Origin of the sequence: Curtobacterium pusillum (assembly GCF_007680845.1) — a bacterium.
Taxonomy (GTDB): Bacteria; Actinomycetota; Actinomycetes; order Actinomycetales; family Microbacteriaceae; genus Curtobacterium; species Curtobacterium pusillum_B.
This window is the reverse complement of record NZ_VEIY01000001.1, coordinates 108,002-133,669: the sequence shown is the minus strand read 5'-3', so window position 1 is coordinate 133,669 and position 25,668 is coordinate 108,002. Positions and strand designations below refer to the sequence as shown.

Below are 25,668 nucleotides of genomic sequence, written 5' to 3'. Positions count from 1 at the left end.
GGCTCCGCTCGGCCGACGTCGAACCACGGAACCGACGTCGAACCAGCTCGATTGCCTGGTTCGACGTCGGTTCCGTGGTTCCGAGCGGGCGGCGTCCTCCAGGACGCCGCCCCGGTGTGCCTACTCCGCCGAGGCCCGGGCTGCCCGGGTCCGACGGACCATGAGCAACACCAGCCCCGCCACGAGCAACGCCGCGGCGAGCCCGAGTCCGGTGCCGATCGCGACCGGCGACCCGGTGAACGCGAGCTCACCGGCCGTGGCCGCACGGGTCGGCGTCGTACCCGGGACGGCTCCGGACGTCGGGTCCGCAGACGGGCTCGTCGTGGGGTCCGTCGTCGGGTCCGCAGCGGGTGCCGAGGGGTCACCGGTCGGGTCGTCCACGGGTGCGGCGTCGACGACGACCTCGAGGGTGGTGTCCGACGCGGCGAAGGACGCGTCCCCGCTGTACGCAGCGGTCACCGTGTTCGTGCCGACCGGCAGGGCATCCGTCTCGCAGCTGGTCTCGGGCAGCGTCACCGTGCACAGGACGGTGCCGTCCGCGGCGGTGAACGTCACGGTCCCCGTGGCGCCGGCGGGCAGGCCCGAGGTGCTGAGGCGCACCGTGCTGCCGACGACCGGGTGCCGGGCGTCGCTGGACGCCACGAACTCGGTCGGCTGCGCGGTCACGACCAGGTCGAAGGGCTCGCCCTCCGCCGGGTCGTAGTTGTCGTCGCCGCTGTAGCGGGCGTGCACGCGGTAGGCGCCACCGGCGAGGTCGGCGGGGATCGCGCACTCGGTGTCCGGCAGCGTCGCGGTGCAGAGGACGGTGCCGTCCTCGGTGACGTAGTCGATCGTGCCGGTGGCGTCCTCGGGGATCCCCGGGGTGCCGAGCGTGGTGGTCTCGCCGTGCGTGACCGTCACGGTGGTGTCACCCCCGTCCGACGGGCCCGACGGGTCCGACGGGTCCGAGCCCGGGGTGATCGTCGCCGTCGCCTTCCGCACGGTGAGCTCGACGGAGACCGCCGTCGCACCCTCGTGCAGGTCGTCGCCTGAGTACACCGCCGTGACCGAGTGGGTCCCGGCTCCGAGGCCGGAGACGTCGCAGCTCGTGTCCGGCAGGGTCGCCGTGCAGAGGAGGGTGTCGCCCTCCCGGAACTCGACGGTCCCGGTCGGGGCGGGCACGGTGCCGTCGACGGCTTCGAGGCCGTCGACGCCGAGCGTGACGGTCTGCCCGTACGTCGCGTCCTCCGGCGTCGAGGTCAGCGAGATCGCGGTCGGGACCTTCGTGACCACGAGGGAGCCCGTTCCGTCCGCGGTGTCGTGATCGGCGTCACCGCCGTAGCCCGCGGTGACACCGGTGGTGCCGACGGCCGAGGTCGGGACGTCGCACGACGCGACGCCGTCGACGACCTTCGCCGTGCACAGCGACGCACCGGACGCGGTGTCCGTGAACTCCACGCTCCCGGTCGGAGTCGTGCCGCCCTGCTCCGCGCCCGAGGCCACGGTCGCGGTCAGCGTGGCGCGGTCACCCACGGTCGCGGTCGCACCGGCCACCGTGACGGTGGTCGACTGCTGGCGGACGGTGACGGCGCCGGAAACGGTCACCGCCTCCGCATCGGTCGACGCGACGACGGTCGAGACGGTCGCGGTGCGGGCTGCGCCGGACACCGTGTACGGGATCGAGAGCGTCGGGAGGACCGTACCGGGGGCGCGGTCCGCCGCGACCTGGTCGCACGTGACGACCTGGCCGACAGCCGAGCACGTCCAGCCGTCACCGGTCGCACCGGCAGCCGAGGGCGTGATGCCCGCCGGGAACGTGGTCGTGGTGCGCACGAGCTGCGACTCCGAGCCGCCGTCGGCCGACACGGTCGGGGTGACCGTGTACGAACCGGAGCCGGCGTGCGCGACGCTGGTCGCACCCGACGTCCGGGCGGTCAGCACCGGCACCGGGCCGGCGGCCGTCGTGGTCGTGAGGTAGTTGACCTCGTGGATGTCGTTCTGTCCCCCGGTCCCGGCGACCCACCCGTAGGTGAGCTTGTAGGGGTAGCCGGTCGCCGGGTCGATCCACGAGGAGTCGACGTTCGCCTGGTTTGACGTCGCGGCGAGCTTCGGCAGCGCGCCCGTCACCACCTGCTGGGTCCCACCGATGGACGTGAAGATGACGGCGTAGCGGCCGGCCGGCACGGTGACGGACGTGTTCTGCTGCGCGGTGAGCGCCGACGACGTCGGGTTGATGACGATCTCGACGGGGACCTTCGCCTGCGCACGGTCGGTCACGCCGGTCCGCTCGAGCGAACCGTTCACCGTCGTCTTCGACTGGACGCAGTAGCCGGTGGACCCGTCGCCCGGGCCACGCACGGTCACCGCGTTGGCGTAGAGACTGCCGTTCGTGCCGGCGTCGCTGTCGCAGCCGGTGCCGCCGAACTGCCGGTTCGCGAAGTTGCCGAACCGGTCGAGGCCGATGCCGAGGTACGCGTGCGAGAGGCCCTGGGCGTTGTTCGCCGTGCTCGCGCTGTAGCCGAGCGAGCCGCCGAGGTACCCGATCTTGGCGGGGACCGTCGGGGTGTACGGGTCGGTCGCGGCGAGGTAGAAGACGATGCCGTCGGCCGCGGTGCCGTTGTACTGGTAGCTGTTGAAGACCGCGTCGATGCCCTTGGTGATCGGGACCGACTGCTTCGCGCCGACGCCACCGGACTGGTTGTTGACGTTCGACGTGAGTCGCAACGCACCGGCCCCGTCGGCGTCGGTCGTGCCGGCGCAGGTCGGGATCGATCCGGTGTTCGTGCCGGACGCCGGGCGCGCGGTGAGGCACGCGACGTTGCCGGACGCGGCCGTCGTCGACGGGAGGATGTACCCGGCGCCGGCGGTCGCGCCGGTGAAGCCCTCGCTCACGAACGTGGTCTGCGCGGGTGCGGCGGCGGACGCGCTGGTTGCACCGGCCCCGACGAAGGCGAGACCGGCGAGACCGACGACGACGAGACCGGCGAGGATGCTGCGAGCGCGCGCGACGGCACGCTTCGGGGGGTGTGTACGCACTGGAGCCCTGTTCAGTGAGAAGAGCGGTACCGACGAGGAGCGGATCCGCCCAGCTCGTCGGCTCGGGTGTTCACACCGTACGGCCAGTCCGGCGACGCGCAGGGCGCGGATCGGGCAATCGCACCAGAACTGGGGGCAGGTCGCCGGATCAGTCCCCGTGGACGATGCAGACCGCGTCGAGGTCCAGCGCGGCCTCGAGCGCAGCGGAGATCCCGGACTCGCCGTCGGCCCCGGCCGGGGTGACGGTGTCGACCCACCACAGCGGCGTCGAGAGCGCCGGGGCGTCCGGCAGGATCCGTGCGACCTCGTCGAGGGAGTCCACCCGCCGCACCCCGAGGACGGTGATGACCGGGTGCGTGGCGTCCCGGCAGACCTGCATCACGGGGCCGTCGTCGAGCGCTCGGACGCCCCAGGCCTCGTCGTGCAGGAGCAGCGCCTCGGCGACGTCCCGTGTCTCGACGGGCTCGCGGCACAGCAGCGTGACGTCACGGGGCACGGTTGCCGCCGAGCGCCTGCGGAGCACCGCCGACGTGACCGTCGAGCGTGCCCTCGTCGTGGGCGGGGTCGAGCGGTGCGCCGCCGACGAGCTGCAGGAAGCGGTCCTCGTCGATGCGGTCCAGGAACGCTTCGAGTGCTTCCCAACCGTCGTCGAACCGGATGACGAGTCCGCCGCCGCCGAAGGTCGACGTGGAGGTGCGCGGGGGCGGCCACACGCCGTCGCGGTCGAGGAACTCGGTCGCCTCGGCGCCCACCACGACCGCGAGCGGGGAGGGTTCGCCGTGCGACGTGGCGCGGACGAGGTGGTCGGCGTCCCCGCGGCGCTGCATCACGACGCCGAAGACCGGCTCGACCTCGTCCGCCACGCGCTGCACCGCTTCGAGCAGCGCGGACGCGAGCTCCGGGTCGGCGCCCTCCTCGGGGATGGTCAGGACGGCGGACACGGTCTCGACGACCACGCCGTCGAGCAGGTGCGCCGTCATCGTCGCGGAGAACCCCTCGCCCACGGCGTACGAGGTCGACACCGCCGGCGCCTCGTGCTTGGCGTACTGCGTGACGACCCAGCGGTCCCACGGCACCGTGAGCGGTTCGGCGGTCCCCCAGCGGGTCGGGCACGTGCCGACGGTCTCGCACAGCGCTTCGATCGCGGATCCGATGTCGACGGCGCGCTCGGCGTGGTGCCGCAGGGTCAGGTCGATGCTGATCTGCCGGACCGAGTCCCCGGCGACGGGGTGCCCCGGCGAGGGCGTCCCGACGAGCTCGGGACCGTGGTGGACGAAGTCCTCGATGCCGCCGTCGGCGGCGACGCCGGTCCGGCCGTCCCGCAGCGTGCCGTCGGGATCGGCCACCGCCCACGCGGCGCCGTGCGCACCCAGCGCGTGCCGGAGGGCGGGCGTGAGCCGCGCCTCCTGGCCGGTGCGGAGCACGACCATCCGGCCGGACTCGGAGGCCCGGCGGAGCAGGGAGGCGAGCGCTTCGGTCAGCCACACCACCGGTGACGCGGAGTCGACCACGATGGCTGGTCCGACGACGTCGTCGATGAGGGGATGCCTGACCATCCGGGTCCTCCTCGGGTTCGGCTCGCTCGATCCACCTGGACGGTACACACGAGGGCGACACCTGTCCGTCAGGCTGACGTGCTCACAGCGGGTACTCGGGTCCGGTCGCGAGGAGTGCGGTCTGGAGGCGCGGTGCCGGTCCGGCACGCGGCGCTCGGGAGCACCCGGCTCGCGTCCAGCGCAGAATCCGCTAGGCTTGCTGCGTCCCGCCGAGCGGGGCACGCGAGTGTAGTTCAATGGTAGAACTCCAGCTTCCCAAGCTGGTAGCGCGGGTTCGATTCCCGTCACTCGCTCCGATTCCTCCTCCGGGGTGTGCGAGGGTGCTCCCATGCACCGCCCCCCCCGTCCCGCTCGTCGTCGGTGCCGGCATCGCCGCCGCACTCGTCCTCGCCGGCTGCAGCACTGGCGACGCGACGAGAGCACCGACCGGCACGGAGGCGAGCGCGAGCGCACCCCCGGCCACTCCGACCCCGACCCGGACCCGGACCCGGACCCCGACCGTCAGCGACGCAGACCGCGCCGCCGTCACCGGGGCCCTCGCCGCCCTCGAACACGAGTACGACGCCACGGTCGGCGTGGTCGCCACGGACACCACGACCGGCGACACCGTCTCGTACCGGGGCGACCGGCGCTTCGGCTACGCCTCGACGATCAAGGTGTTCGCCGCGGCGCAGTTCCTCCGCACCGTGCGCGGCCACGCCCGCGACGCACGGGTGCACTGGACCGTGGACGACGTCGCGGCCGCCGGGCACTCCCCGGTGACGGGAGCGCACGTGGCCGACGGTCTCACCCTCGCCCAGCTCGCCGAGGCCGCGGTCCGGCAGAGCGACAACACGGCGCTGAACGTCGTCCTGGAGCACATCGGCGGCCCGGCGTCGCTCGGCGCAGCGCTGCGGGACCTCGGCGACCGGACGACCGAGGTGGTGCACGACGAACCGGCCCTCAACATGATCGAACCCGGCAGCACGGAGGACACCACCACCGCGGCCGCGTCCACGGCGTCATTGGCCCGGGTCCTCGACGGGCGGACCCTCGGTCCCGCCGACACGGCACTCCTCGAGGCGTGGATGAGCGGCAACGCCACCGGCGACACCCTCGTCCGCGCCGGCGCACCCACGGGGTGGACGGTGGCGGACAAGTCCGGTGGCGCCGGCGGCATCCGGGACGACGTCGCACTGGTGACCCGGCCCGACGGGGACCCGATCGTCATCTCGGTGCTCACCACGAGGAACCAGCCCGGCACCCCGTACGACGACGCCCTCGTGGCGGAGACCGCCCACGCCGTGCTCGGGGCGTTCGCCGCAGCGCGCTGACGACCGCGCAGCCGTCGCGTCACACGGCGTCATGGACGACACGTGTCGGAAACGCACCGCAACTACGATCTGGGCATGTCCTCCCCCGCCTCCCCCACGGTCGTCGTCGGCGCCGGCATCATCGGCCTGAGCACCGCGTGGCACCTCGCCGACCTCGGGCAGCGCGTCGTCGTGGTCGACAGCGGCCCAGCAGCCGGTGGCACCACGACCGCCGGCGCCGGGTTCGTCGGCCTGTGGGCAGCCGGGTACGCCTGGTACTGGAACGAGTCCGAGCGGGACGTCGAGCAGTACGGCATCGACTTCTACCGCCGCCTCAGCGAGTCGGGGAACGGCGAGACCGGGTACCGGCAGAACGGCAACGTCTGGCTGACGGTCACGGAGGAGGGCCGCGCCGACCACATCCCGCCGTTCGAGGACCACCGGTTCCGCCCGGCGGGCGCACGCACGCTCACCCCCGACGAAGCGGCCGAGCTCGTCCCCGGCCTCGACCCGTCCGCCGTCACGGCCGGCTTCTTCCACCCGGACGGCATCCAGATCAGCGCGCCCGACACGGCCGCGGCTCTCGTCTCCGCACTGCGCGCTCGCGGCGTCACGTTCCACGAGCACACCCGGGTCACCGGCCTGGAGGCGCGGGACGGCTCCGTCACGGGCGTCCGGACCGCGGGCGGTCCCGTGATCGCGGCGAGCCGGGTCGTGCTCGCCGCCGGCAGCTGGACGAACACCCTCCTCGCACCCCTCGGTCGCGAGCTGCCCACCGTGCGGGTGGTCGCGAGCCGCCTGGTCACGAAGCCGTTCGGGCTGCCGGGCACCCTGCCGACGCTCATGCTGCCGGAGCTGCACGGGCTGTGGATCCGGGAGCACCGCGGCGGCCTGACCTACGGCGCGGGCCGCGGCTACGAACCGCTCTTCGTCGGCGGGTCCGACCGGCGCACCGAACCGGCACGGCGACCGGTCCGCCCGGACCTGCTGGACGCCATGCGCGAGTACCTGCACCCGCTCGTGGCGGGGCTCCTGCCGGACGCGGCGAGCGCCCTCGGAGCGGACGAGACCGCGACCCAGGGCGTCGTCTCGATGACCGCGGACCGGAACTTCATCGTCGGCCGGGTGCCGGAGCTGGCCGGTCTCGTGGTGGCCGGCGGCGACAACGAGTCCGGTGTGACGCACGGCCCCGGGCTCGGGCGGATCGCCGCCGAGATCAGCGTCACGGGCACGACCACCCTCGGCGACGCGAGCCGCTACGACCCGGCACGGTTCCCGGCCGAGGCGCCGAGCGAGCAGGACGTCATCGGGCTGATGCCAGCCCGGCGCGAGGCCGACGCCCGACGTGCCGGAGCGGCAGCATGAGCCCGAGCACGGACGCCACCACCCACGTCGTGATCGGCGGCGGGGTCGTCGGCGCCGCCACCGCGTACGCCCTCACCGCCAGGGGCGAGCGGGTCCTCCTCGTCGAGCAGCACGAGCGTGGACACCACAACGGTTCCTCGCACGGTGCGACCCGGATCTTCCGGCAGGGCTACGCCGACGCCGAGTACGTCGCGCTGACGACCCGTGCCCTCGAGCTGTGGGAAGCGTTGGAGGCGGCCGGCGGCACGACGCTCATCGACCGGACCGGCGCCGTCGACCACGGCCGGCCCGAGGTCGTCGACGCCATCGCCGCCGCGCTCGCGGACGCGGGCATCCCGCACGAGACCCTCACCCCGGACGCAGCCGCCGCGCGCTGGCCCGGCATCGCCTTCGAGGGGCACGTGCTCACGCACGCCACCGCGGGGCGCATCCGCTCAGCCGACGCGATCGAGGTCTTCCTCACGCTGGCCGAACGGACCGGGCTCGCCGAGCTCCGGTTCGGCACCCGGGTGAGCGGGATCGAGGACCACGGCGACGCGGTGACGGTCGCGGTGACCGGTGCCGACGGCGGGACCACGTCGGTCCGCACCCAGTCCGTGGTGGCCGCGGTGGGCTCGTGGGCCCCCACGCTGGTCGGTGCCCTGCTCGCGGAACGCGGGGCGCGCCTCCCGGCCATCCGCGTCACCCAGGAGCAGCCCGCCCACTTCCCCAGCCACCTGCCGGACGAGGCCTGGCCGAGCTTCGTGCACTGGGCCGAGGGGGACGACGTCTACGGCCTGCTCACCCCGGGCGAGGGCGTCAAGGTCGGGTTCCACGGCACTGGACCCCTGGTCGACCCCGACCACCGCGACTTCACGCCCGTGCCCGCCGAGGCCGCGCGGCTGCAGGCGTACGTCGAACGGTTCGTGCCCGGTGTGGACGCGACGAAGCCGACGTTCATCAGCTGCTTGTACGACAACTCCCCCGACGAGGACTTCGTCATCGACCGTCGGGGGCCCCTCACCGTCGCGACCGGGTTCTCCGGCCACGGCTTCAAGTTCGCTCCGCTGCTCGGCGACATGATCGCCGAGCTCGCGACCGGCGGGGCACCCCATCCCCGCTTCGCCCTGCCCGAACCCCTCCCCATCGGAACCCCATGAAGAAGCGAACCAGCGCGATCGCGCTCACCGCGGCGATCGCCGCCCTCCTGACCGGCTGCGCGTCGACCGGCTCCTCCGGCGACGACACCGCCGACGGTCTCGTCGTCGGGACCACCGACGTCGTGACCTCCCTCGACCCGGCCGGCGCCTGGGACCGCGGCAGCTACACGGTCCAGACGCAGCTCTACCAGCACCTCCTCACCTACCCGGCGGGGAAGACCTCGACGAGCCCCGAGGTGGCGAAGTCCTGCGACTTCACCGACGGCACCCACTACGTGTGCCAGATCCGCACGGGGCTCGAGTTCTCGAACGGGGACGACCTGACCGCGAAGGACGTGGTGTTCTCGTTCGAGCGCCAGGTGTCGCTCGGGGCGAAGAGCGGCCCGGGCTCGCTGCTGGCCAACATGGCGTCGGTCTCGGCATCGGGCAGCACCGTGACGTTCACCCTGAAGCAGGCGAACGACCAGACGTTCCCCTACGTGCTGGCGAGCATGGCGGGCGCCATCGTCGACAGCAACGTCTTCTCGAAGACGAAGGTGCACGCGAACGCCGGCGTCGTCGGCTCCGGTCCGTACGCACTCGAGCAGTCCGCGGACGGCGGCGCGACGATCGCCCTGACCGCGAACGAGCACTACGACGGCACCGCTCCGGCGACGAAGAACGTGACGATCAAGCAGTACACGAAGTCCGCCGACCTCAAGCTCGCCGTGCAGGAGGGTGACGCGGACGTCGCGTACCGCCAGCTCACCCCGACCGAGGTGACGTCGCTGTCGAAGGACGACGGGCTCCAGCGCGTGCAGGGCAACTCCGGCGAGGTCCGGTTCCTCGCGTTCAACCTGCAGACCATGCCGGGGAAGGACGCCGCGCAGAAGCAGGCGATCCGGCAGGCGGTCGACGCCACGATCGACCGGGCGGCCATCGCGAAGGACGTCTACCAGGGCACCTACGCACCGGCGTGGTCGATCGTGCCGACCGGGTTCGCCGGGGCGACCGAGCCGTTCAAGGCCGTCGCCGACGAGGACGCGAAGGACATCCTCGCGAAGGCCGGCGTGACCACCCCGATCACGCTGCCGATCGAGTACACGACCGACCACTACGGCTCGGGGTCCGACGACGAGTACGCCCTCATCAAGCAGCAGCTCGAGGACACCGGGCTGTTCACGGTCGACCTGCAGTCGGCGAGCTGGGACACCTACGTCGGGAACGTCGGCAAGAGCGCCTACCCCGTCTTCCAGCTCGGGTTCTTCCAGGACTACCCGGACGCCTCGTCGTACCTCACCCCGGCGTACGGTTCGTCCGACGTGAACCTCCTCGCGAACCACTTCGACGACAGCACGGTCACCGACCTCGTCGCGGCGCAGGCCGTCGAGCCGGACGTGGCGAAGCGGAAGCAGCAGATCGAGCAGATCCAGCAGGACACCGCCGAGTCGGTCCCGCTCATCCCGCTGCTCGCCGGGCAGGAGAACGTGATCGGGCAGAAGTCGTTGACCGGGCTGACGAAGTCCGTCGACGCGTCCGGCGAGTTCCGCATCTGGGAGATCGGCCGCTCGTGACCCTCCCGCCGCCGGACGCCCTCCGGCACGCCGTGCGGTCGCGCATGCCGGAGGGCGTGCGCGACCTCGCCGCGCTCGTCGCGATCCCGTCGGTGTTCGACCCGCAGGTACAGTCGCTGGACGACTGCACCCGGGCAGCGGAGGCGGTCCGTTCCGCGTTCGCGGACGTCGGACTGGAGGCGCGGCTCGTCCCGACCACGGACGGATCGCGGGCGGTCATCGCGACGCACCCCGCGCCTGACGGCGCTCCCACCGTCCTGCTCTACGCGCACCACGACGTCCAGCCCGCCGGCGACCCGGCCGCGTGGTCGAGCGACCCGTGGACCCTGACCGAACGGGACGGTCGGCTGTATGGTCGCGGTGCCGCGGACTGCAAGGGCGGCATCGTCACGCACCTCGTCGCACTGCGGGCGCTCCTCGACGTGCACGGAGCGTTCCCGGTCGGGCTCGTGGTGGTCGTCGAGGGGTCCGAGGAGCAGGCCGGTTCCGGCCTCGAGGACCACGTCCGCACGCACGCCGGCGACTTCGCGGACGTCTCGGCCGCCGTGGTGATGGACGCCGGCAACGCCGCCGTCGGGGTGCCCGCCCTCGTCACCTCGCTCCGCGGCACCGCCAACGTCCGGGTGCAGGTGCGCGCGCTCGCCGGAAACGTGCACTCCGGGATGTTCGGCGGCGCCGCGCCCGACGCCCTCGCCACCCTCGTCGCCCTGCTCGCCACGCTCCGCGACGACACCGGCGACACCACGGTCGACGGCCTCGACGCCGCCGGGCTGTGGGACGGACTGCCGTACGACGCCGACCGGTTCGCCGCGGATGCGGGCCTGCTCCCCGGCGCCGTACCGATCGGCTCGGCGGACCCGGCGTCCCAGGTCTGGGCACGACCGGCGCTGACGATCACCGGCATGGACGCGCCGCCCCTCGCCGGAGCGACCCCGGCGGTCCAGGCCACGGCGGCGGCCGAGCTCAACCTCCGCGTCCCACCGGGGACCGACCCGGCGGCCGCCGGTGCCCTGCTCGTCGCACACCTGGAGCGCCGGGCGCCGACCGGGGTCACGCTGACCGCCGCCGTCGTCGGTACCGGCGCCGGGTTCCGCACGGCGGGTGGGCCGCACACCGATGCGTTCCGGTCGGCGCTCGCGACGTCCTACGGCGTCGAGGAGGTCGGTTCGCTCGGCGGCGGCGGCTCCATCCCGCTGTGCGCCACGCTCGCCGAGGCGATCCCGGGGGTGGAGGTCCTGCTCGCCGGGGTCTCCGAGCCCGCGGCGAACGTGCACGCGCCGGACGAGAGCGTCGACCCGTCCGAGATCGAGCACATGGCGTTGGCCGAGGCGCTCTGGCTCGTGGCGGCCGGCGCGCGCTGAGCCTCAGACCAACCGGAGCGCCGCGAACACCGCCGCCACGGCCCACGCCTGCGGTCGCGCGGCCTGCCGGTACGACACCGGCACCGGGAACGCCGCACGCTCGACCCCGCCGAAGAGCTCCGGCAGGGTCCCATCGCACGCCTCGGCGGCAGCGAGCAGCCCCTCGGCGACCACCCTGGCCTGTTCGGTGTGGCCGTACGCCGCCATCCCGACCGCCGCGAGCGCGGTGTCGTGGGGCCACACCGAGCCGTTGTGGTACGACAGCGGGGCGTAGCGGGCGGTCCCGGTCGCGAGCGTCCGCAGCCCCCACCCGGAGAACACGTCGTCCTCGAGCAGCCGGTCCGTGACGATCCGGGCGTCGTGCGGCCAGAGGATGCCCGACCAGAGCAGGTGGCCGATGTTCGACGAGACCACCTCGACCCGGGCACCGTCGCCGTCGAGCGCCAGCACCGGGACGTCCAGCCGGTCACTCCAGAACGCGTCGCGGAACCGGGTGCGGAGTGCTGCCGCCTCACCCTCGAGCGCGACGGCGTAGGCGGGGTCGCCCCAGACCTCGCGGGCGACGGCGGCCGTGTCGACGAGCGCCCGCCACGCGTAGCCCTGCACCTCGCAGAGCGCGATCGCCCCGGAGTCGACGACCCGACCGTCGGCGTGCGCGACGGCGTCCTCGGAGTCCTTCCAGCCCTGGTGGACCAGACCGGCCGGGTCGGGCGTGTACCGGAGGAATCCGTGTTCGCCGAGGCCGCCCGGGCCGCGCATCCACTCGACGGCGGCGCGTGCGGCCGGTTCGAGTTCGCGGGCGACGGCGTCGGGGGCCTCCGCGAGGGCGACCAGGAACAGCGGGGTGACGTCGACCGAGCCGTGGTAGTGCCGGTAGGGGACCTCGTCGAGGGTGGCCAGCTCGTCGATCCGGATCTCGTGCGGCAGCTTCCCGGGCTCGGCGACGCGGGCGGCGTCGAACGCGGTCGCCTGCTCGGCGGCGAGCGCCCGCAGCACCGGGACGAGCAGGTCCGGTGCGTCGTCGCCGGCGAGCAGCGCGGTCAGCAGCGAGTCGCGCCCGAACAGCGTGAGGAACCAGGGCACGCCCGCGCCGACGACGTCCGCGGTGGCTGCCGGGAGGCCCGGTGCCGGCATCCGGAGCGCACGCAGGTCGTCCTGTGCTCGGCTCCGGAGGTCGCGGGGCTCCACCACGTCGGGTCGCGACGGCCAGGCGGGGGCCGGGGCGGGGTCCGCCGAACCAGCCACGGCACCGTCGGCGACGCGTGTGCGGAAGGCGAGCCGCGCCTCCTGTCCGGCTCCGACCGTGACGCGGCGGACGAGGCGTGCGCTGGTGTCCCGCTCGTCCACCGCGACGTCGGTCAACGGCGCGTCGCTCTCGGTGCGGAACGCGATCGCGTACTCCCTGCGGCGGTGCGTGACGAGGACGCCGTGCGCATCCGGGGTGATCGTGCGGACCGCGTCGGAGCGGTCGAACGTCCGCTTGTCGGACCGGAGCGCGAACGGGTCGGCGGCGTCGACCGCGACCTCGAGGGCGACCTCGACCTCGCGGTCCGCGTGCCCGGTGTTCCGGACGGTGACCCACTCGTCGAGCCCGTCGGTGCTGACACGCTGCGTCAGGACGACGAGGACGTCGCTCGACTCGTTGCGCGTGCCGCGCGGCAGGAGCACCACGGATCGGACGCTGCGGCTGGCCGTGACCGCGGCGACGTCGAGCGGTCGGCCGTCGACCAGGAGGACCCGTGCAGAGAGCGCGCGGCAGTCGCGGAGGAAGAGCCCGCGCGCCGGGTCGTCGCGGAGCTGGCGGATGCTGCCGTCGTCGTCGGAGCGGAGCATCGAGCCGCCGCCGACGAGGACGGTCGCCTCGTTCACGAGCGCCGCCCGCCGTGCAGGACGTCGAGCGCGAGCGCCGCCGTCCAGGAGAACCGTCGCGTGCCGTGCGGGGTGCCGTCGACCGGTCCGACGTACTCGGGGTGGTCACCCGGTGCGGCGAGGTCCACGATCGCTCGGCGGAGGCCGTCGGCGACGTCCGGTCGGCCCTGGACGCAGGCGCCCTCGGCGACGAGCCACGAGGTGTTGAACCACGCCGGGCCGCGCCAGTACAGGCGGGGGTCGTAGGCGTCCGCGGTGACTGCGGTGCTCGGGACGAGCTGGGCCCCGGAGCCGAGGAAGCCCGGGCCGGTGAGGGTGTCGACGAGGCGGTCGGCGTGCCGGATGCCGGGCAGCACCAGGGGCACGAGGCCGTTCACGGTGGCGACGGGCACGAGCTCGCCGGTGCGGGCGTCCGCGGCGGTGTGGATCCCGAGCTCCTCGTGCCAGAGCTGGTCGAGCGCGGCGGTCAGGTCGGCGGCACGCGCGCGGTGGGGTGCGGGGTCGGCCCCGATGTGGTCGGCGATCGCGGCGAGGGCGAGTTCCGACCGCGCGAGGAGCGCGTTCGACAGCGGTTCCTCGACGAGGAACGGGTACGCGTCGTCGCGGTCGTCGCAGTCGTGGTCGCGGTACCGCTCGGCCAGCCAGTAGTAGCGGCCGTAGTCCCGGTCGGACGGGCGTTCGCCGTCGCCGGCGTGCGCGAGGTCCGGGCGGTCGAAGGGGTCGCGCGGGGTGGCCGGCACCGAGGCGAGCACGGTGTCCCAGAGCGGGGAGTTGTCCGTGCCCGGCTCCCAGGGGTGGACGATGCTGACCAGTCCGCGGCCCCCGCGGTCCCGGCGCTCGGTGAGGTAGGCGTGCCAGGCGACGAGTCGGGGGTAGGCGCGGCGGAGGAACCGGGCGTGGTCCGAACCGGACGGGTCGGACTCGTGCACGGCGAGTGCCGCCCAGGCGTGGACGGCCGGCTGCACGAACCCCGCGGTGGACGCGACGGGCGACGACCCCGGGATCTCCGACGAACGCCAGAACGAGGGCCCCGGGGAGTACTCGGCGCCCTTCGCCGGGTCGAACACGATCTGCGGGACCCGACCGTCGGTCCACTGCGCCCCGAGCAGGGTCTCCAGCTCGAGACGGGCGCGGCGCGGGGACACGTGCCGGAGCCCGAACGCGATGAACGCGGAGTCCCAGGACCACTGGTGGGGGTAGAGGCCTGCCGCCGGCACGGTGTGGTCGCCGCGCCAGTTGGCGAGCAGGACCTCGGTGGCGGCGGCGCGGGCGTCCGCGGTCGTGCGCGTCACAGGTACCTCTGGAGCAGCGGCGGGACGGTCGGGAGGACGTCGGCGGCCGGTCCGGACAGCCGTGATTCGATCGCGATGCTGCCGGTGTAGCCGATGGCCCGCACGGTGGCACCGAACAGCGCCCAGTCGACGTGTCCGGCGCCGGGCTCGAGTCGGTTCGAGTCACTCGCCTGCACGTGTCCGACCAGGTCGGCGACGTCGAGCAGCGCCTGTGCCGGATCGGCCTCCTCGATGTTCATGTGGTACGTGTCGGCGACGATCCGGACGCCGTCGGACCCGACCTCGCGGATGAGGGACGCGGCGTCGGCGAGCCGGTTCACCATGTGGTCCTCGTAGCGGTTGAGCGGCTCGAGGAAGAGCGTGACGCCCTCGCTGACCGCGTGCTCGCCGAGCTGCCCGAGGGCGTCGACCAGGACGGCACGGTCCCCCTCGGGCGGCCGCGGCGGCTCGAACGGGGGCAGCCGGCGCGAGAACATCCCGTACGAGGCCGGCGTCATCACGCCGACGCCGCCGATCTCGGCCATCACGCTGAGCTGCGACCGCATCTGGGCGATGGCGTCGGCACGGAGGTCCGCGTCGAACGCCCCGATGAAGTGGGACATCTCGACGCAGGTGGTGGGCATGTACACGCCCGCGGCAGCGGCCTTCCGGAGCGCCGGCAGCCGCGCGGCGAACCCGAGGTCGCCGGCGCTCCGGAGCTCGAGGCCGTCGAAGCCCCAGCTCCGGGCGGTTGCGTACTGTTCCTCGAGCGAGGCGCCGGGGACGTGCTGTTCCTGGACGGTCAGGCGGTTCACGGCAGCTCCAGGACGACCTGCAGCGCGGCTGAGGGGTCGGTGTCGAGCATCGCGTACGCGGTGGCGGCCTTGGCGAGTGGGTAGCGGTGACTGACCAGCGGACGCGGGTCGAGCCGACCCTTGGCCATCGCGTCGACGACCGCACGCTGCAGCCGGGGCACGTCCCACCGGGCACGGAGCCGTGCCGGCGCGGCCCCGATCTGCGAGGCGAGGACCTGCACGCGGTTGTGGTGGAACTCCTCGCCGAGACGGACCGGCTGCGCGGCGCCCTGGTAGAAGCCGGACGCGACGACCGTGCCGTCGACGCCGACCGTGCGGATGGCGTCGTGCAGGGCGTGGTAGTTGCCGCTCAGCTCGATCGCGACGTCGGCGCCGGCGCCGTCGGTGAGCTCCCGGACGCGCAGCGCGAGCTCGGCACCGGGTTCGAGGGCGTGCGCGGCGCCCATCGCGAGGGCGTGCTCGCGGCGCGAGGCGATGCCGTCGACGGCGATGACGGTCGCGCCGTTGAGCACGGCGAGGCGGGTGGCGAGGAGGCCGATGACCCCCTGGCCGAACACCACGACGGTCGACCCGACGCCGAGGTCGGCCGCGAGCACGCCGTTCAGGGCGATCGCACCGACGCGGACGAACGAGCCCGAGAGCGGGTCGAGCCCGGCGGGCAGGGTGTGCCCGAGGAGCTTGTCGACGGGCAGGACACCCTCGGCGCGGTGGCCCCAGATGCCCCAGACGACGTCGCCGACCGCGGGGGCGCCGTCCGGGAGGGTGCCGTCCTCGAACGGGGCGATCTCGACGACCTCCCCGACCTCCGAGTAGCCCCAGCCGTCGAGCGGGTACGCGGGCGGACGCTGTTCGTCGGCGGCGCGGAACAGCCGGACGTCCGGGTCCCACTCGCTCGTCAGGTAGGGGTTCGTCCCCCGGTACGCGGTCATCTCGGTCCCGGCGGAGATCCCGGTGACGAGCGTGCGGACACGCACCTCGCCCGGGTGGAGTTCGGCGCTCGGGAGGTCGACGATCTCGACTCGGCGCGGCGCTGCGAAGCGGAGTACTGCGGTCACTGGTCCCGTCCTCGTTGTCGTGGTCGCGGCGACATTAGCACTTTCGCTGAGCAACTTCTGCTTAGACATTGGGCAGAAGTTGGGTTACAGTCCATCCGCCCCCACATCGGAAGGAGCCGCGATGACGACGTCGCGTGCCCGACGGATCACGACCACCGCAGCACTGCTGCTGACCGCGACCGTCGCACTCACCGCCTGCTCGGCGTCCCCGAAGGACGACGACGGCGACTCGAAGACCATCACCGTCTGGTCCGAGGAGAACCAGCCGGACCGCGTCGCGGAGACGAAGCGGATCATCGCCGGGTTCACCGACCAGACCGGCATCGCGGTCAAGCTGGTCCCGGTCGACGAGAACCAGGTGCCCCAGCTCACGGCCTCGGCCGCGATCTCCGGCGACCTGCCCGACGTGATGGGCGCGATCCCGCTCTCGCTCGTCCGGCAGTTCGACACGCAGGACCTGCTCGACACCACGGCGGCCGCGAACATCGTGCGGCAGCTCGGCGCGGGGACCTTCGTCGACTCGGCACTCGCACTCGACCAGGACGGCGACCGACAGCTCGCGGTGCCGGACTCGTCGTACGCGCAGATCCTCGTGTACCGGAAGGACCTGTTCCAGCAGGCCGGGCTCGCACCCCCGACGACCTACGCGGCGATCAAGAAGGCCGCCGACGTGCTGACGAAGAAGGGACAGTACGGCATCACGCTCGCGACCGACCCCGCGGACGTCTTCACGCAGCAGACCTTCGAGTCGCTCGCGCTCGGGAACGACTGCCAGCTCGTGCGCTCCTCCGGGAAGGTCGCGCTCGAGAGCCCGGCGTGCCAGGCGACCTGGGACCTCTACGGACACCTCACCGCGAAGGACTCGCCGCAGGGCACCCAGACGGTCGACACGACCCGCGCCGCGTACTTCGCCGGCCAGGCCGCGATGGTCGACTGGTCGACGTACATCCTCGACGAGCTCGGCGGTCTCCGGAACGACGCACTCCCGACGTGCCCGCAGTGCCGCGACGACCGGAAGTGGCTCGCCGAGCACAGCGGTGTCGTCACCGCGATCAGCGGCCCGGACGGCTCCGCGCCGGCGACCTACGGCGAGGCGACGAGCTGGGCGGTCATGCACGGGGCGAACCGCTCCGCGAGCGAGCAGTTCGTGCAGTACATGATGTCCACCGGGTACGAGCAGTGGCTCGGCATGGCGCCGGAGGGCAAGCTGCCGCTCCGCACCGGCACGGCCACCGACCCGAACCGGTTCCAGGACGCCTGGCTCGACATGAAGGCCGGGGTCGACCGCAAGGAGCGGCTCGACGACATCTACGACGCGTCGACGATGCGCGCGCTCGAGTCGGTGCCGCAGTCCATCCGCCGCTGGGCCATCCCCCAGGGCCAGGGCGCGCTGCTCGGCCCGTTCAACGCGCAGTTGCCCGTCGGCAAGTCCGTCGCCGACCTGGCGTCCGGTTCCACCACCCCGCGCGACGCGGCGAAGACGGCGCAGGACGCCGTCGAGGAGATCGAGGCGAAGACACGATGACCACCGCTTCCCCCCGCGTTCCGCGTCTGCCGCGACGGCGGGACACCATCACCGCGCGGGACAACCGCGCCGGCCTCTGGATGGTGATGCCGACGACGCTCATCGTCGTCGCGATCGTCATCGTCCCGGTCGTCTGGAACCTCGTGATGGCGTTCCAGAAGGCGAGCTTCATCGACATCGCCGACAACGGTCTCCTCAACCCGCTCACGCTGCAGAACTTCGCCGACGTGTTCACCGACCGCTCGTTCTGGGCGTCGCTGTGGACCACCGTCGTGTTCTCGGTCCTCAGCACCGGGGGCTCAATCGCACTCGGCCTCGTCGCCGCGCTGGCGTTCCGATCGGCGTTCCCCGGTCGTGGCGTGGCCCGGTCCCTGATGCTCCTGCCGTACGTCGCGCCCGTCGTCGCGGTGACGTTCGTCTGGCAGATCATGCTCAACCCGCAGTTCGGCATCGTGAACTGGGTCGGCACGAACGTCCTCGGGTGGGACCACCCGGTCGACTTCCTCGGCCGCGCGCCGTACGCCCTCGCGACCGTCATCGTGTTCGAGATCTGGCGCTACTTCCCGTTCGCGTTCATGTTCGTCACCGCACGGCTGACCGCGCTCCCCGGTGACATCGAGGAAGCAGCACTGGTCGACGGCGTCACCCCGCTGCAGAACTTCCGGCTCGTGGTGCTGCCGCAGATCATGCCGCTGCTCTCGCTGCTCGCGGTGCTCCGACTGATCATGACGTTCAACAAGTTCGACGACATCTACCTGCTCACCGGCGGCGCCGCGGGGACCGAGGTCTCCGCGGTCCGGGTCTACGACCAGCTCATGGGCAGCTTCGACATCGGCGGTGCCGCGGCGAACGCCTTCGTCCTGTCCGCGATCCTCGCGGTCTCCCTGTTCGTGTACATGAAGTTCTTCGCGGGTCGCGAGGAGGAGGACTGATGCGCGCCTACGCCATCCAGACGCGGCTGTTCCGCGTGCTCCGCTGGGTCGTCATCGGGCTGCTCGTGCTCGCCTGCGTCTTCCCCTTCTACTACATGCTCGAACTGAGCTTCGTGCCGATCGAGCAGCTGCTGCTCAACCCCGCACGGCTCTGGGTCCCCCTGCAGGACCTCACCCTGCAGACCTACCAGAACGTGCTCGCGCCGGAGAGCCAGGGCGGCCAGGGCTTCGGCCACTTCATGCTCAACTCCGCGATCGTGGCGATCGTCACGGCGATCCTCACCCTGGGCGTCTCGATCGCCGGCGCGTACGCCGTGGCCCGCCTGCAGTTCTTCGGCCGTCGCCAGGTCTCGGCACTGTTCCTCGCCGTGTACCTGTTCCCGGTGATCATCATCGCGATCCCGCTGTTCGTGGGCTTCTCGGCGATGGGCATCCGCGAGTCGCTGTTCGGCCTCGTCATCGTCTACATCGCGCAGACGATCCCGGTGTCGATCCACATGCTCCGCTCGTACCTGCGCTCCATCCCGGACTCGATCGAGGAGGCGGCCGCGATCGACGGCGCCGGCCGCGGACGGATCCTCTGGCAGATCGTCGTCCCGCTCGCGATGCCGTCGATCATGTCCACCGGGCTCTACGTCTTCATGATCGCGTGGAACGAGTTCCTGTTCGCCCTGCTCTTCCTCACCGCGAACCGCGACCTGTGGACCGTCTCCCTCGGACTCTCGCAGCTGTCGAACGGCATCGAGGTGTCGAAGACCGTGCTGATGGCCGGATCGGTGCTGCTCACCGTGCCGATCGTGGTCCTGTACGGTATCGCCGAACGGTCCCTCACCGAGGGGCTGACCAGCGGCGCGGACAAGGGATGAGCGTGGGATCAGGGCCCGGCGACGTCCTCGCCCTCGTCCGGCGCGGGACGGCGAACACCCGCCGCGACCTGCAGGAGGTCACCGGCCTGTCCCGCATGACGGTCGCGCAGCGGGTCGACGCGCTCATCGACGCCGGCCTCGTCCGCGAGACGGGCACCGGCACCGCGACCGGCGGGCGACGTCCGTCCACGCTCGAGTTCGACGTGTCGCGGAGCGTGTTCGCGGTCGCCACCGTCGACACCGCCCACTCGCGCACCGCGGTCACGGACCGTGCCGGTCGGATCCTGTCGAGCGAGATCGTCGAGGTGCACATCGAGGACGGTCCGCTCGTCGTCCTGGACCGCATCCGGGACTCCCTCGTCGGGCTCCTCGCCGCGCACGACGCGGTGCTCGAGGGCGTCGGCGTCTCCGTCCCGGGACCGATCGACCCCGAAACCCGACGTCCCTCGGAACCGCCGATCATGCCCGGCTGGGACGCGTTCCCGATCGCCGAGCACATGCAGGAGACCTTCCCCGTCCCGGTCTCGGTCGCGAACGACGCGGACGCGATGGCCTTCGGCGAGCAGGCCGTGACGCACCCCGGCACCGGCTCGCTCTGCCTCGTGAAGGTGTCGACCGGCATCGGCGCGGGGCTCGTGATCGACGGCCGCCCGTACCGCGGATCGGACGGCGGCGCCGGGGACCTCGGGCACATCCGGCTCGCCGGCGAGGACGCCCTCTGCCAGTGCGGATCACGCGGCTGCCTCGCCGCGGTCGCCTCCGGTGGTGCCGTCGCCCGCGAGCTCCGGGGCCGCGGCCGCGACACCGCCTCCGGGCGGGACGTCCGCGCACTCCTGGCTGCGGGCGACGTCGAGACCGTCGGACTCGTCCACGAAGCCGGTCGGCGCATCGGCGAGGTCATGGCCACCGTCGTCACCATGGTGAACCCGCGGGTCCTCGTCGTCAGCGGCGACCTCGCCTCGGCGCAGCTCCTCGCCGGCCTGCGCGAGACGCTCTACCCGCGCACGCTCGCGCGGGCGACCCGACACCTCGACGTCGTGCTCTCGGCACTCGGCGAGGACGCCGGCGTCGTCGGCAACGCCCGCCTCGTCGCCGAGATGCTGTACTCCGCCGACGCCGTCAACGGTCGGCTCGCGTGACCCCGCTTCCCGGCACGGGCTCGGGAGGCGCGGTGCGGGTCGGTCTCGCCGGCGCCGGTCAGTGGGCGGCCGGCATGCACGCCCCACTGCACACCGCGGGCGCCGAGACCGAGCTCGTCGGGATCTGGTCGCACACCCCGGCGCGGACCGCGGCGCTCGCGGCGCAGCACGGCGTGCCCGCCTTCGAACGCTTCGCGGACCTCGTGGCCGCGAGCGAAGCCGTGGACTTCGCGGTGCCACCCGCGGTCCAGGCCGGCCTCGCGGTGGACGCGGCACGTGCCGGGCGCGCGCTCATGCTCGAGAAGCCGCTGGGCGCCTCCGGTCAGGATGCCGAGCGCCTGCACGACGCGGTCGTCGAGGCGGGGGTCCCCACGCTGGTGGCCTTCACCCGTCGGTACTCGGACGGCCTGCGGGCGTTCCTGTCGTCCGTCGCGGGCCGCACCGGCACGTCCGTCGTCGGCGGTCGGTACGCGCACGGCGGCCTCCTGCCCGGCGGGTTCGTCGGCGAGCGGGAGCGCTCCGGATGGCGTGCCGACGGCGGGATCCTGCTCGACCTCGGGCCACACCTGCTGGACGCCGTCGACGCCGCGGCCGGACCGGTCACGGCGATCCGTGCCACCGAGGTCCCCGGCGAAGCCGTGCTCCTCGACACCGAGCACGCGGGCGGTGCCCGCGGGCAGCTCGTCGTCTCCGGCCGGTTCGGCGGCGACGGGTCGGTGTTCGAGCTCGACCTGTTCGGCCAGGAGCCGCGCGCGCACTTCACCGGCGCGGTCATCGACACCGACGCCGTGTGGGCACGCATCCGCGCCGAGTTCGCCGCAGCCGTCCGGCTCGGGACACCCCCGACCGTGGACGTCACCCGAGGGCTGCACGTGCAACGCTTGCTGGACGCCGCGGTGCGTTCGCTCGCGGACGGCAACCGTTCCGTGGAGGTCTCCCCATGCGCGTCGTGATCGCACCCGACTCGTTCAAGGGCACCGCGACCGCCGCGCAGGTCGCGGGCGCGGTGCGCGACGGGTGGCTCACCTCGCGACCCGACGACACGGTGGTGCTCGCACCGATGGCCGACGGCGGCGAGGGCACGCTCGACGCCTTCGCGACGGCGTTCCCCGACGCCGTGCGCGTGCCCGTCACGGTCACCGGTCCCGCCGGGACGCACGTCGACACGTGGTGGCTCCGGCTGCCGGACGGTCGCGCGGTGGTCGAGCTCGCGGCGACGAGCGGGCTCCCGCTGCTCGGCGACCGGTTGCTGCCGGACACCGCGACGTCGGCCGGGTTCGGCCAAGCGATCGTCGCGGCGCTCGACGCCGGCGCCACCGGGCTCGTGCTCGGCATCGGCGGGAGCGCCTCGACCGACGGCGGCGCGTCGGTGTTCGACGTCATCGGCGACCGGCCGCTGCCGGCAGGGGGCGCGGTCGTGCTCACCGACGTGACCTCACCGCTGCTCGGGCCGACCGGCGCCGCCGCGGTCTTCGGGCCGCAGAAGGGCATCACGCCCGACCGCGTCGCCGAGTTCGACGACCGGCTCGCTGCCTTCGCCGCCCGGTTCCCGGACGTGGACCCGGCGACCCCCGGTGCGGGCGCAGCGGGCGGTGTCGGGTTCGGGTTGCTCGTCTGGGGTGCGGCCCTGGCTCGCGGGGCGGCAGCGGTCGCGGACGTGCTCGGGCTCCCCGCGCTGCTCGACGGTGCCGACGTGGTGGTCACCGGCGAAGGGCGGTTCGACGGGCAGAGTGCTGCCGGGAAGGTGCCGACCGTGGTCCGTGCGCTCGCGGACGCCCGGGCTCCCGGTGCTCGGGCGATGCTCGTCGCGGGGGCGATCGACGCGCCGCTCGACGACTTCGCCGCCGCGGCGTCGCTCACCGTCCTGGCGACGCAGACGACCGGGGAGCCGGACGACGCCCTCGGCGACCCGCTGCGGTTCGCGGCGATCGCGGGGCAGCGGTTGGCGCGGCTCGTCTGAGGCGCATTCCGGCCCAGGGGTGCCCCAACGGGACCTCCCACCCGATGGCGCGCTCCACCAGACTGGCCCGCGGGCCGGAACCGGCCCGGACGCACCACCCACGAGGAGACCATTGCGCACCGTCAACGCGTACGCCGCACCGTCGGCCACCGAACCGCTCGTCAAGACCACCATCACCCGTCGTGACCTCGGCCCGAACGACGTCGAGATCGACATCGCCTACGCCGGCATCTGCCACTCGGACATCCACACCGTCCGCGGCGAGTGGGGCGAGATCCAGTACCCGCAGGTCGTCGGCCACGAGATCGTCGGCCACGTCTCCGCCGTCGGCAGCGACGTCACGAAGCACCAGGTCGGCGACCGTGTCGGCGTCGGCTGCATGGTGAACTCCTGCGGCGAGTGCGAGAACTGCGTCAAGGGCGAGGAACAGTACTGCCTGAAGGGCAACATCCAGACCTACGCGGGCGTCGACCCGGCGGACGGCAGCATCACCCAGGGCGGCTACTCCGAAGCTGTCGTTGTCGATGAGGACTTCGTGCTGCGCGTGCCGGAGTCGCTCGACATCGAGAAGGTCGCGCCGCTGCTCTGCGCCGGCATCACCCTGTACTCGCCGCTGCACCACTGGAAGGCGGGTCCCGGCAAGCAGGTCGCGATCGTCGGCCTCGGCGGCCTCGGCCACATGGGCGTGAAGATCGCCGCGGCGCTCGGCGCCGAGGTCACCGTCCTGTCGCAGACCACCTCGAAGCAGGAGGACTCACTCCGCTTCGGAGCGAAGGCGCACTTCGCGACCAAGGACCCGAAGACGTTCGAGGAGCTCGCCAACTCCTTCGACCTCATCATCAACACGGTGTCGGCGAAGATCCCGATGGGCGCGTACCTCGGTCTCCTCAAGGTCGACGGCACGATCGTGAACGTCGGCGCTCCGTCGGAGCCGCTCGAGGTCCCCGCGTTCGCCCTCATCGGCTCGCGCCGCAGCTGGGCGGGCTCCGCGATCGGCGGCATCCGGGAGACCCAGGAGATGCTCGACTTCTGCGCCGAGCACGGGATCCTGCCGGAGACCGAGCTCATCTCGGCCGACCAGATCAACGAGGCGTACGAGCGCGTCCTGTCGTCGGACGTCCGGTACCGCTTCGTCATCGACGCGGCGACGCTGGCCTAGCGGCTCGCGTCTGAAAGCGATCGCCTGAGAGACGGGAGGCGCGGTGCCAGCTGGCACCGCGCCTCCCGTCTCTTGCCGCTTGTCCCCACAACGCGAGCCGCTCGTCCGACGCACGCATGTCCAGCACCGGTCGCGTCCGCCCACGCCAGACTGGACGGATGCGCAACACGGAGAACCCAGGGCCGTCGTCCCTCGTGTCCGTGGGCGGCTCCGACACGGACGCCGCCGTCGCTGACCTCGCCGGCATGTACGCGGGGCGGGCATGGCACTCGGGCCGCACCGACGGCGAGTACTGGTACCGCTACGTCGGCATCGGCGACGACCGGATGAGCATCCGGCGCTCGCAGATGCAGGGGTCGCTCCGCGGGGACGCCGCCGTCGAGGGCGAGGTCGTCGTCCAGTGGATCGACGCGGGCACCGCGTCGATCGACGCGGGCCGCGACGAGGTCCGGATGCAACCTGGGGTCCCGACGCTCTTCCCCGTCGAGAAGCGCTTCAGCATCGACTACCGCGACTGGGACCAGCGACTCGTGCACCTCGACCGCGACCTCGTGCTCGACGTCGCGGCGGAGCAGTACCTCGTCGACGGTGCGGTCGACTTCGAGCGGACCACTCCGCCGAGCGCCGAGTCGGTCGCGGAGTGGCGCCGGGCCGTCGCCACGTCGGTGCGGACGCTCCGCGAGTCCGGCACCGCCTCCCTCGCTTGGCACGAATCGCAGCGTGAGGTCGCCCGTGCCCTGCTCGGCATGTACCGGCTCCGCGCCGAGGCCGCTCCGCGCGGCTGGGGCGACCACCGCAACGCCCGTGTCCGCGCCGCTGTCGAGTACATCCACGAGCACGCCCACGAACCCCTGACGGTGTCCGACGTCGCACAGATCGCGGACCTCAGCGTCCGCGGTCTGCAGGAGGCGTTCCAGCGGGTGCTCGACCGCTCGCCGATGCAGTACCTCCGCGAGGTGCGCCTCCGGCACGCGCACGAGGACCTCCTCCGCGCGCAGCCCGGCCAGCTCTCAGTCGCGGACGTCGCGGAGCGCTGGGGCTTCACGCACATGGGACGCTTCTCGGGCGAGTACCTCCGACGGTTCGGCGAGTACCCGAAGCAGACGCTCCGGCGCTAACCCGGGTCAGGCGCCGACGATCCCGTCGAGGTGCCGCTGCAGCACGTCGACAGCCCACGCGGCGGGCTCCCCCGGGGCGAGCCGCACGACGTGCATCGCGAGCCCGTCGATGAGGGCGTGCAGGCGGCACGCCTCGTACTCGACGTCCGCGGAGGGCACCCCGAGCAGTCCGAGGATCTCCTCGCTCCACTCCCGCATCTCGGCGGCCACCCGGTCCAGGGCGGGCCGGAGCTCGGCGTCCGTGAGCGCGGCGTTCCCGAGGGCGAGGTACACGTCGAGTTCGATCACGCGCTCCTCGTCGAGGGGCAGCAGCTCGAGGACGATCCGGTGCGCCCGCTCGCGAGGGGGCAGGTCGACGGGGACGGCGTCGACGCGCTCGCGGGTGCGGTCGAACACGAGGGTGATGGTGTGTTCGCGCATGCTCGACTGCGTGGGGAACACGTAGCGGACGGTGCTCGGCGGCAACCCGGCCTCGGCGGCGACGTTCCGCACGCTGAGCGCCCCGATGCCGTCGCGGGCGAGGACCCGGCACGCCGCCTCGGACACGGTTCGGCGCCGCTGATCGACGTCCATGCTCCTGGCCACGAGGCCCATACTCGCACAGTCGTACGAACTCGTGCTACGGTCGAGGCCGTTGTCGCACACTCGTGCGACTTTCGGACCGCAAGCGGAAGGACC

The 25,668-nt window shown here is 72.9% G+C and carries 21 protein-coding genes and 1 tRNA gene; 14 read left to right on the top strand and 8 right to left on the bottom strand.

What is annotated here, in order from left to right:
• Positions 1-120 precede the first annotated feature (120 nt).
• The 3 genes from FS825_RS00635 to FS825_RS00625 all read right to left on the bottom strand — a co-directional run bounded on the left by FS825_RS00635 (position 121) and on the right by FS825_RS00625 (position 4,571).
• Entirely contained in the window at positions 121-3,015 is a 2,895-nt protein-coding gene (locus FS825_RS00635) for an Ig-like domain repeat protein (RefSeq protein WP_144709889.1), read from the bottom strand.
• 148 nt (positions 3,016-3,163) lie between these two features.
• Positions 3,164-3,511: a hypothetical protein gene (locus FS825_RS00630; RefSeq protein WP_144709887.1), complete on the bottom strand. Its 348-nt coding sequence runs from the start codon at positions 3,509-3,511 to the stop codon at positions 3,164-3,166.
• Positions 3,501-4,571, bottom strand: a complete 1,071-nt coding sequence (locus FS825_RS00625) for a DUF6177 family protein (RefSeq protein ID WP_144709885.1) — start codon at positions 4,569-4,571, stop codon at positions 3,501-3,503. Before FS825_RS00625 ends, FS825_RS00630 begins: the two co-directional genes overlap by 11 nt.
• Positions 4,572-4,793: 222 nt before the next feature.
• On the opposite strand from FS825_RS00625, the gene FS825_RS00620 reads away from it, so the two are divergent.
• The 6 genes from FS825_RS00620 to FS825_RS00595 all read left to right on the top strand — a co-directional run bounded on the left by FS825_RS00620 (position 4,794) and on the right by FS825_RS00595 (position 11,281).
• Positions 4,794-4,864, top strand: a tRNA-Gly gene (locus tag FS825_RS00620).
• Positions 4,865-4,891: 27 nt separating this feature from the next.
• Positions 4,892-5,884, top strand: a complete 993-nt coding sequence (bla, locus tag FS825_RS00615; protein ID WP_186376995.1) for a class A beta-lactamase — start codon at positions 4,892-4,894, stop codon at positions 5,882-5,884.
• A 75-nt stretch (positions 5,885-5,959) separates the two neighbouring features.
• Positions 5,960-7,228: an NAD(P)/FAD-dependent oxidoreductase gene (locus FS825_RS00610; RefSeq protein ID WP_144709883.1), complete on the top strand. Its 1,269-nt coding sequence runs from the start codon at positions 5,960-5,962 to the stop codon at positions 7,226-7,228.
• Positions 7,225-8,367: an FAD-dependent oxidoreductase gene (locus FS825_RS00605; RefSeq protein WP_144709881.1), complete on the top strand. Its 1,143-nt coding sequence runs from the start codon at positions 7,225-7,227 to the stop codon at positions 8,365-8,367. The genes FS825_RS00610 and FS825_RS00605 overlap by 4 nt, the downstream gene beginning before the upstream one ends.
• Positions 8,364-9,920, top strand: coding sequence for an ABC transporter substrate-binding protein (locus tag FS825_RS00600; protein WP_144709879.1), 1,557 nt, complete (start codon positions 8,364-8,366; stop codon positions 9,918-9,920). Before FS825_RS00605 ends, FS825_RS00600 begins: the two co-directional genes overlap by 4 nt.
• Entirely contained in the window at positions 9,917-11,281 is a 1,365-nt protein-coding gene (locus tag FS825_RS00595) for a M20/M25/M40 family metallo-hydrolase (RefSeq protein ID WP_260980948.1), read from the top strand. The genes FS825_RS00600 and FS825_RS00595 overlap by 4 nt, the downstream gene beginning before the upstream one ends.
• A 3-nt stretch (positions 11,282-11,284) precedes the next feature.
• Here the strand turns inward: FS825_RS00595 and FS825_RS00590 are convergent, their stop codons facing one another.
• The 4 genes from FS825_RS00590 to FS825_RS00575 are packed head-to-tail and all read right to left on the bottom strand — an operon-like array spanning position 11,285 to position 16,291.
• The gene (locus FS825_RS00590; protein WP_144709877.1) at positions 11,285-13,150 is read right to left on the bottom strand and encodes a glycogen debranching N-terminal domain-containing protein; all 1,866 of its coding nucleotides are present in this window, start codon (positions 13,148-13,150) and stop codon (positions 11,285-11,287) included.
• Complete coding sequence (locus FS825_RS00585; RefSeq protein WP_144709875.1) at positions 13,147-14,442, bottom strand: MGH1-like glycoside hydrolase domain-containing protein; 1,296 nt, start codon at positions 14,440-14,442, stop codon at positions 13,147-13,149. Before FS825_RS00585 ends, FS825_RS00590 begins: the two co-directional genes overlap by 4 nt.
• Positions 14,439-15,236: a sugar phosphate isomerase/epimerase family protein gene (locus FS825_RS00580; protein WP_144709873.1), complete on the bottom strand. Its 798-nt coding sequence runs from the start codon at positions 15,234-15,236 to the stop codon at positions 14,439-14,441. The genes FS825_RS00585 and FS825_RS00580 overlap by 4 nt, the downstream gene beginning before the upstream one ends.
• Positions 15,233-16,291, bottom strand: a complete 1,059-nt coding sequence (locus FS825_RS00575; RefSeq protein ID WP_144709870.1) for a zinc-dependent alcohol dehydrogenase — start codon at positions 16,289-16,291, stop codon at positions 15,233-15,235. The genes FS825_RS00580 and FS825_RS00575 overlap by 4 nt, the downstream gene beginning before the upstream one ends.
• A 121-nt stretch (positions 16,292-16,412) precedes the next feature.
• Between FS825_RS00575 and FS825_RS00570 the strand changes: the two genes are divergently transcribed.
• From FS825_RS00570 to FS825_RS00535, 8 genes are all read left to right on the top strand, one after another.
• Positions 16,413-17,816 (top strand): ABC transporter substrate-binding protein, encoded by a 1,404-nt coding sequence (locus tag FS825_RS00570; RefSeq protein ID WP_144709868.1) that lies wholly within the window; start codon positions 16,413-16,415, stop codon positions 17,814-17,816.
• Positions 17,813-18,748 carry a carbohydrate ABC transporter permease gene (locus FS825_RS00565; RefSeq protein WP_144709866.1) on the top strand — a complete coding sequence of 312 codons (936 nt, stop codon included), beginning with the start codon at positions 17,813-17,815 and terminating at the stop codon, positions 18,746-18,748. The genes FS825_RS00570 and FS825_RS00565 overlap by 4 nt, the downstream gene beginning before the upstream one ends.
• Entirely contained in the window at positions 18,748-19,614 is an 867-nt protein-coding gene (locus tag FS825_RS00560; protein WP_144709864.1) for a carbohydrate ABC transporter permease, read from the top strand. Before FS825_RS00565 ends, FS825_RS00560 begins: the two co-directional genes overlap by 1 nt.
• A gap of 2 nt (positions 19,615-19,616) precedes the next feature.
• Positions 19,617-20,753 carry an ROK family transcriptional regulator gene (locus tag FS825_RS00555; RefSeq protein WP_260980947.1) on the top strand — a complete coding sequence of 379 codons (1,137 nt, stop codon included), beginning with the start codon at positions 19,617-19,619 and terminating at the stop codon, positions 20,751-20,753.
• Positions 20,750-21,706, top strand: a complete 957-nt coding sequence (locus FS825_RS00550; RefSeq protein WP_144709860.1) for a Gfo/Idh/MocA family protein — start codon at positions 20,750-20,752, stop codon at positions 21,704-21,706. The genes FS825_RS00555 and FS825_RS00550 overlap by 4 nt, the downstream gene beginning before the upstream one ends.
• Positions 21,694-22,713 (top strand): glycerate kinase, encoded by a 1,020-nt coding sequence (locus FS825_RS00545; protein WP_144709858.1) that lies wholly within the window; start codon positions 21,694-21,696, stop codon positions 22,711-22,713. Before FS825_RS00550 ends, FS825_RS00545 begins: the two co-directional genes overlap by 13 nt.
• A gap of 112 nt (positions 22,714-22,825) precedes the next feature.
• Positions 22,826-23,872, top strand: coding sequence for an NAD(P)-dependent alcohol dehydrogenase (locus tag FS825_RS00540; protein WP_144709856.1), 1,047 nt, complete (start codon positions 22,826-22,828; stop codon positions 23,870-23,872).
• 158 nt (positions 23,873-24,030) lie between these two features.
• Positions 24,031-24,990 carry a helix-turn-helix transcriptional regulator gene (locus FS825_RS00535; RefSeq protein ID WP_144709852.1) on the top strand — a complete coding sequence of 320 codons (960 nt, stop codon included), beginning with the start codon at positions 24,031-24,033 and terminating at the stop codon, positions 24,988-24,990.
• Between the two features lie 6 nt (positions 24,991-24,996).
• Here the strand turns inward: FS825_RS00535 and FS825_RS00530 are convergent, their stop codons facing one another.
• The gene (locus FS825_RS00530; protein WP_260980945.1) at positions 24,997-25,575 is read right to left on the bottom strand and encodes a TetR/AcrR family transcriptional regulator; all 579 of its coding nucleotides are present in this window, start codon (positions 25,573-25,575) and stop codon (positions 24,997-24,999) included.
• Positions 25,576-25,668: the final 93 nt, after the last annotated feature.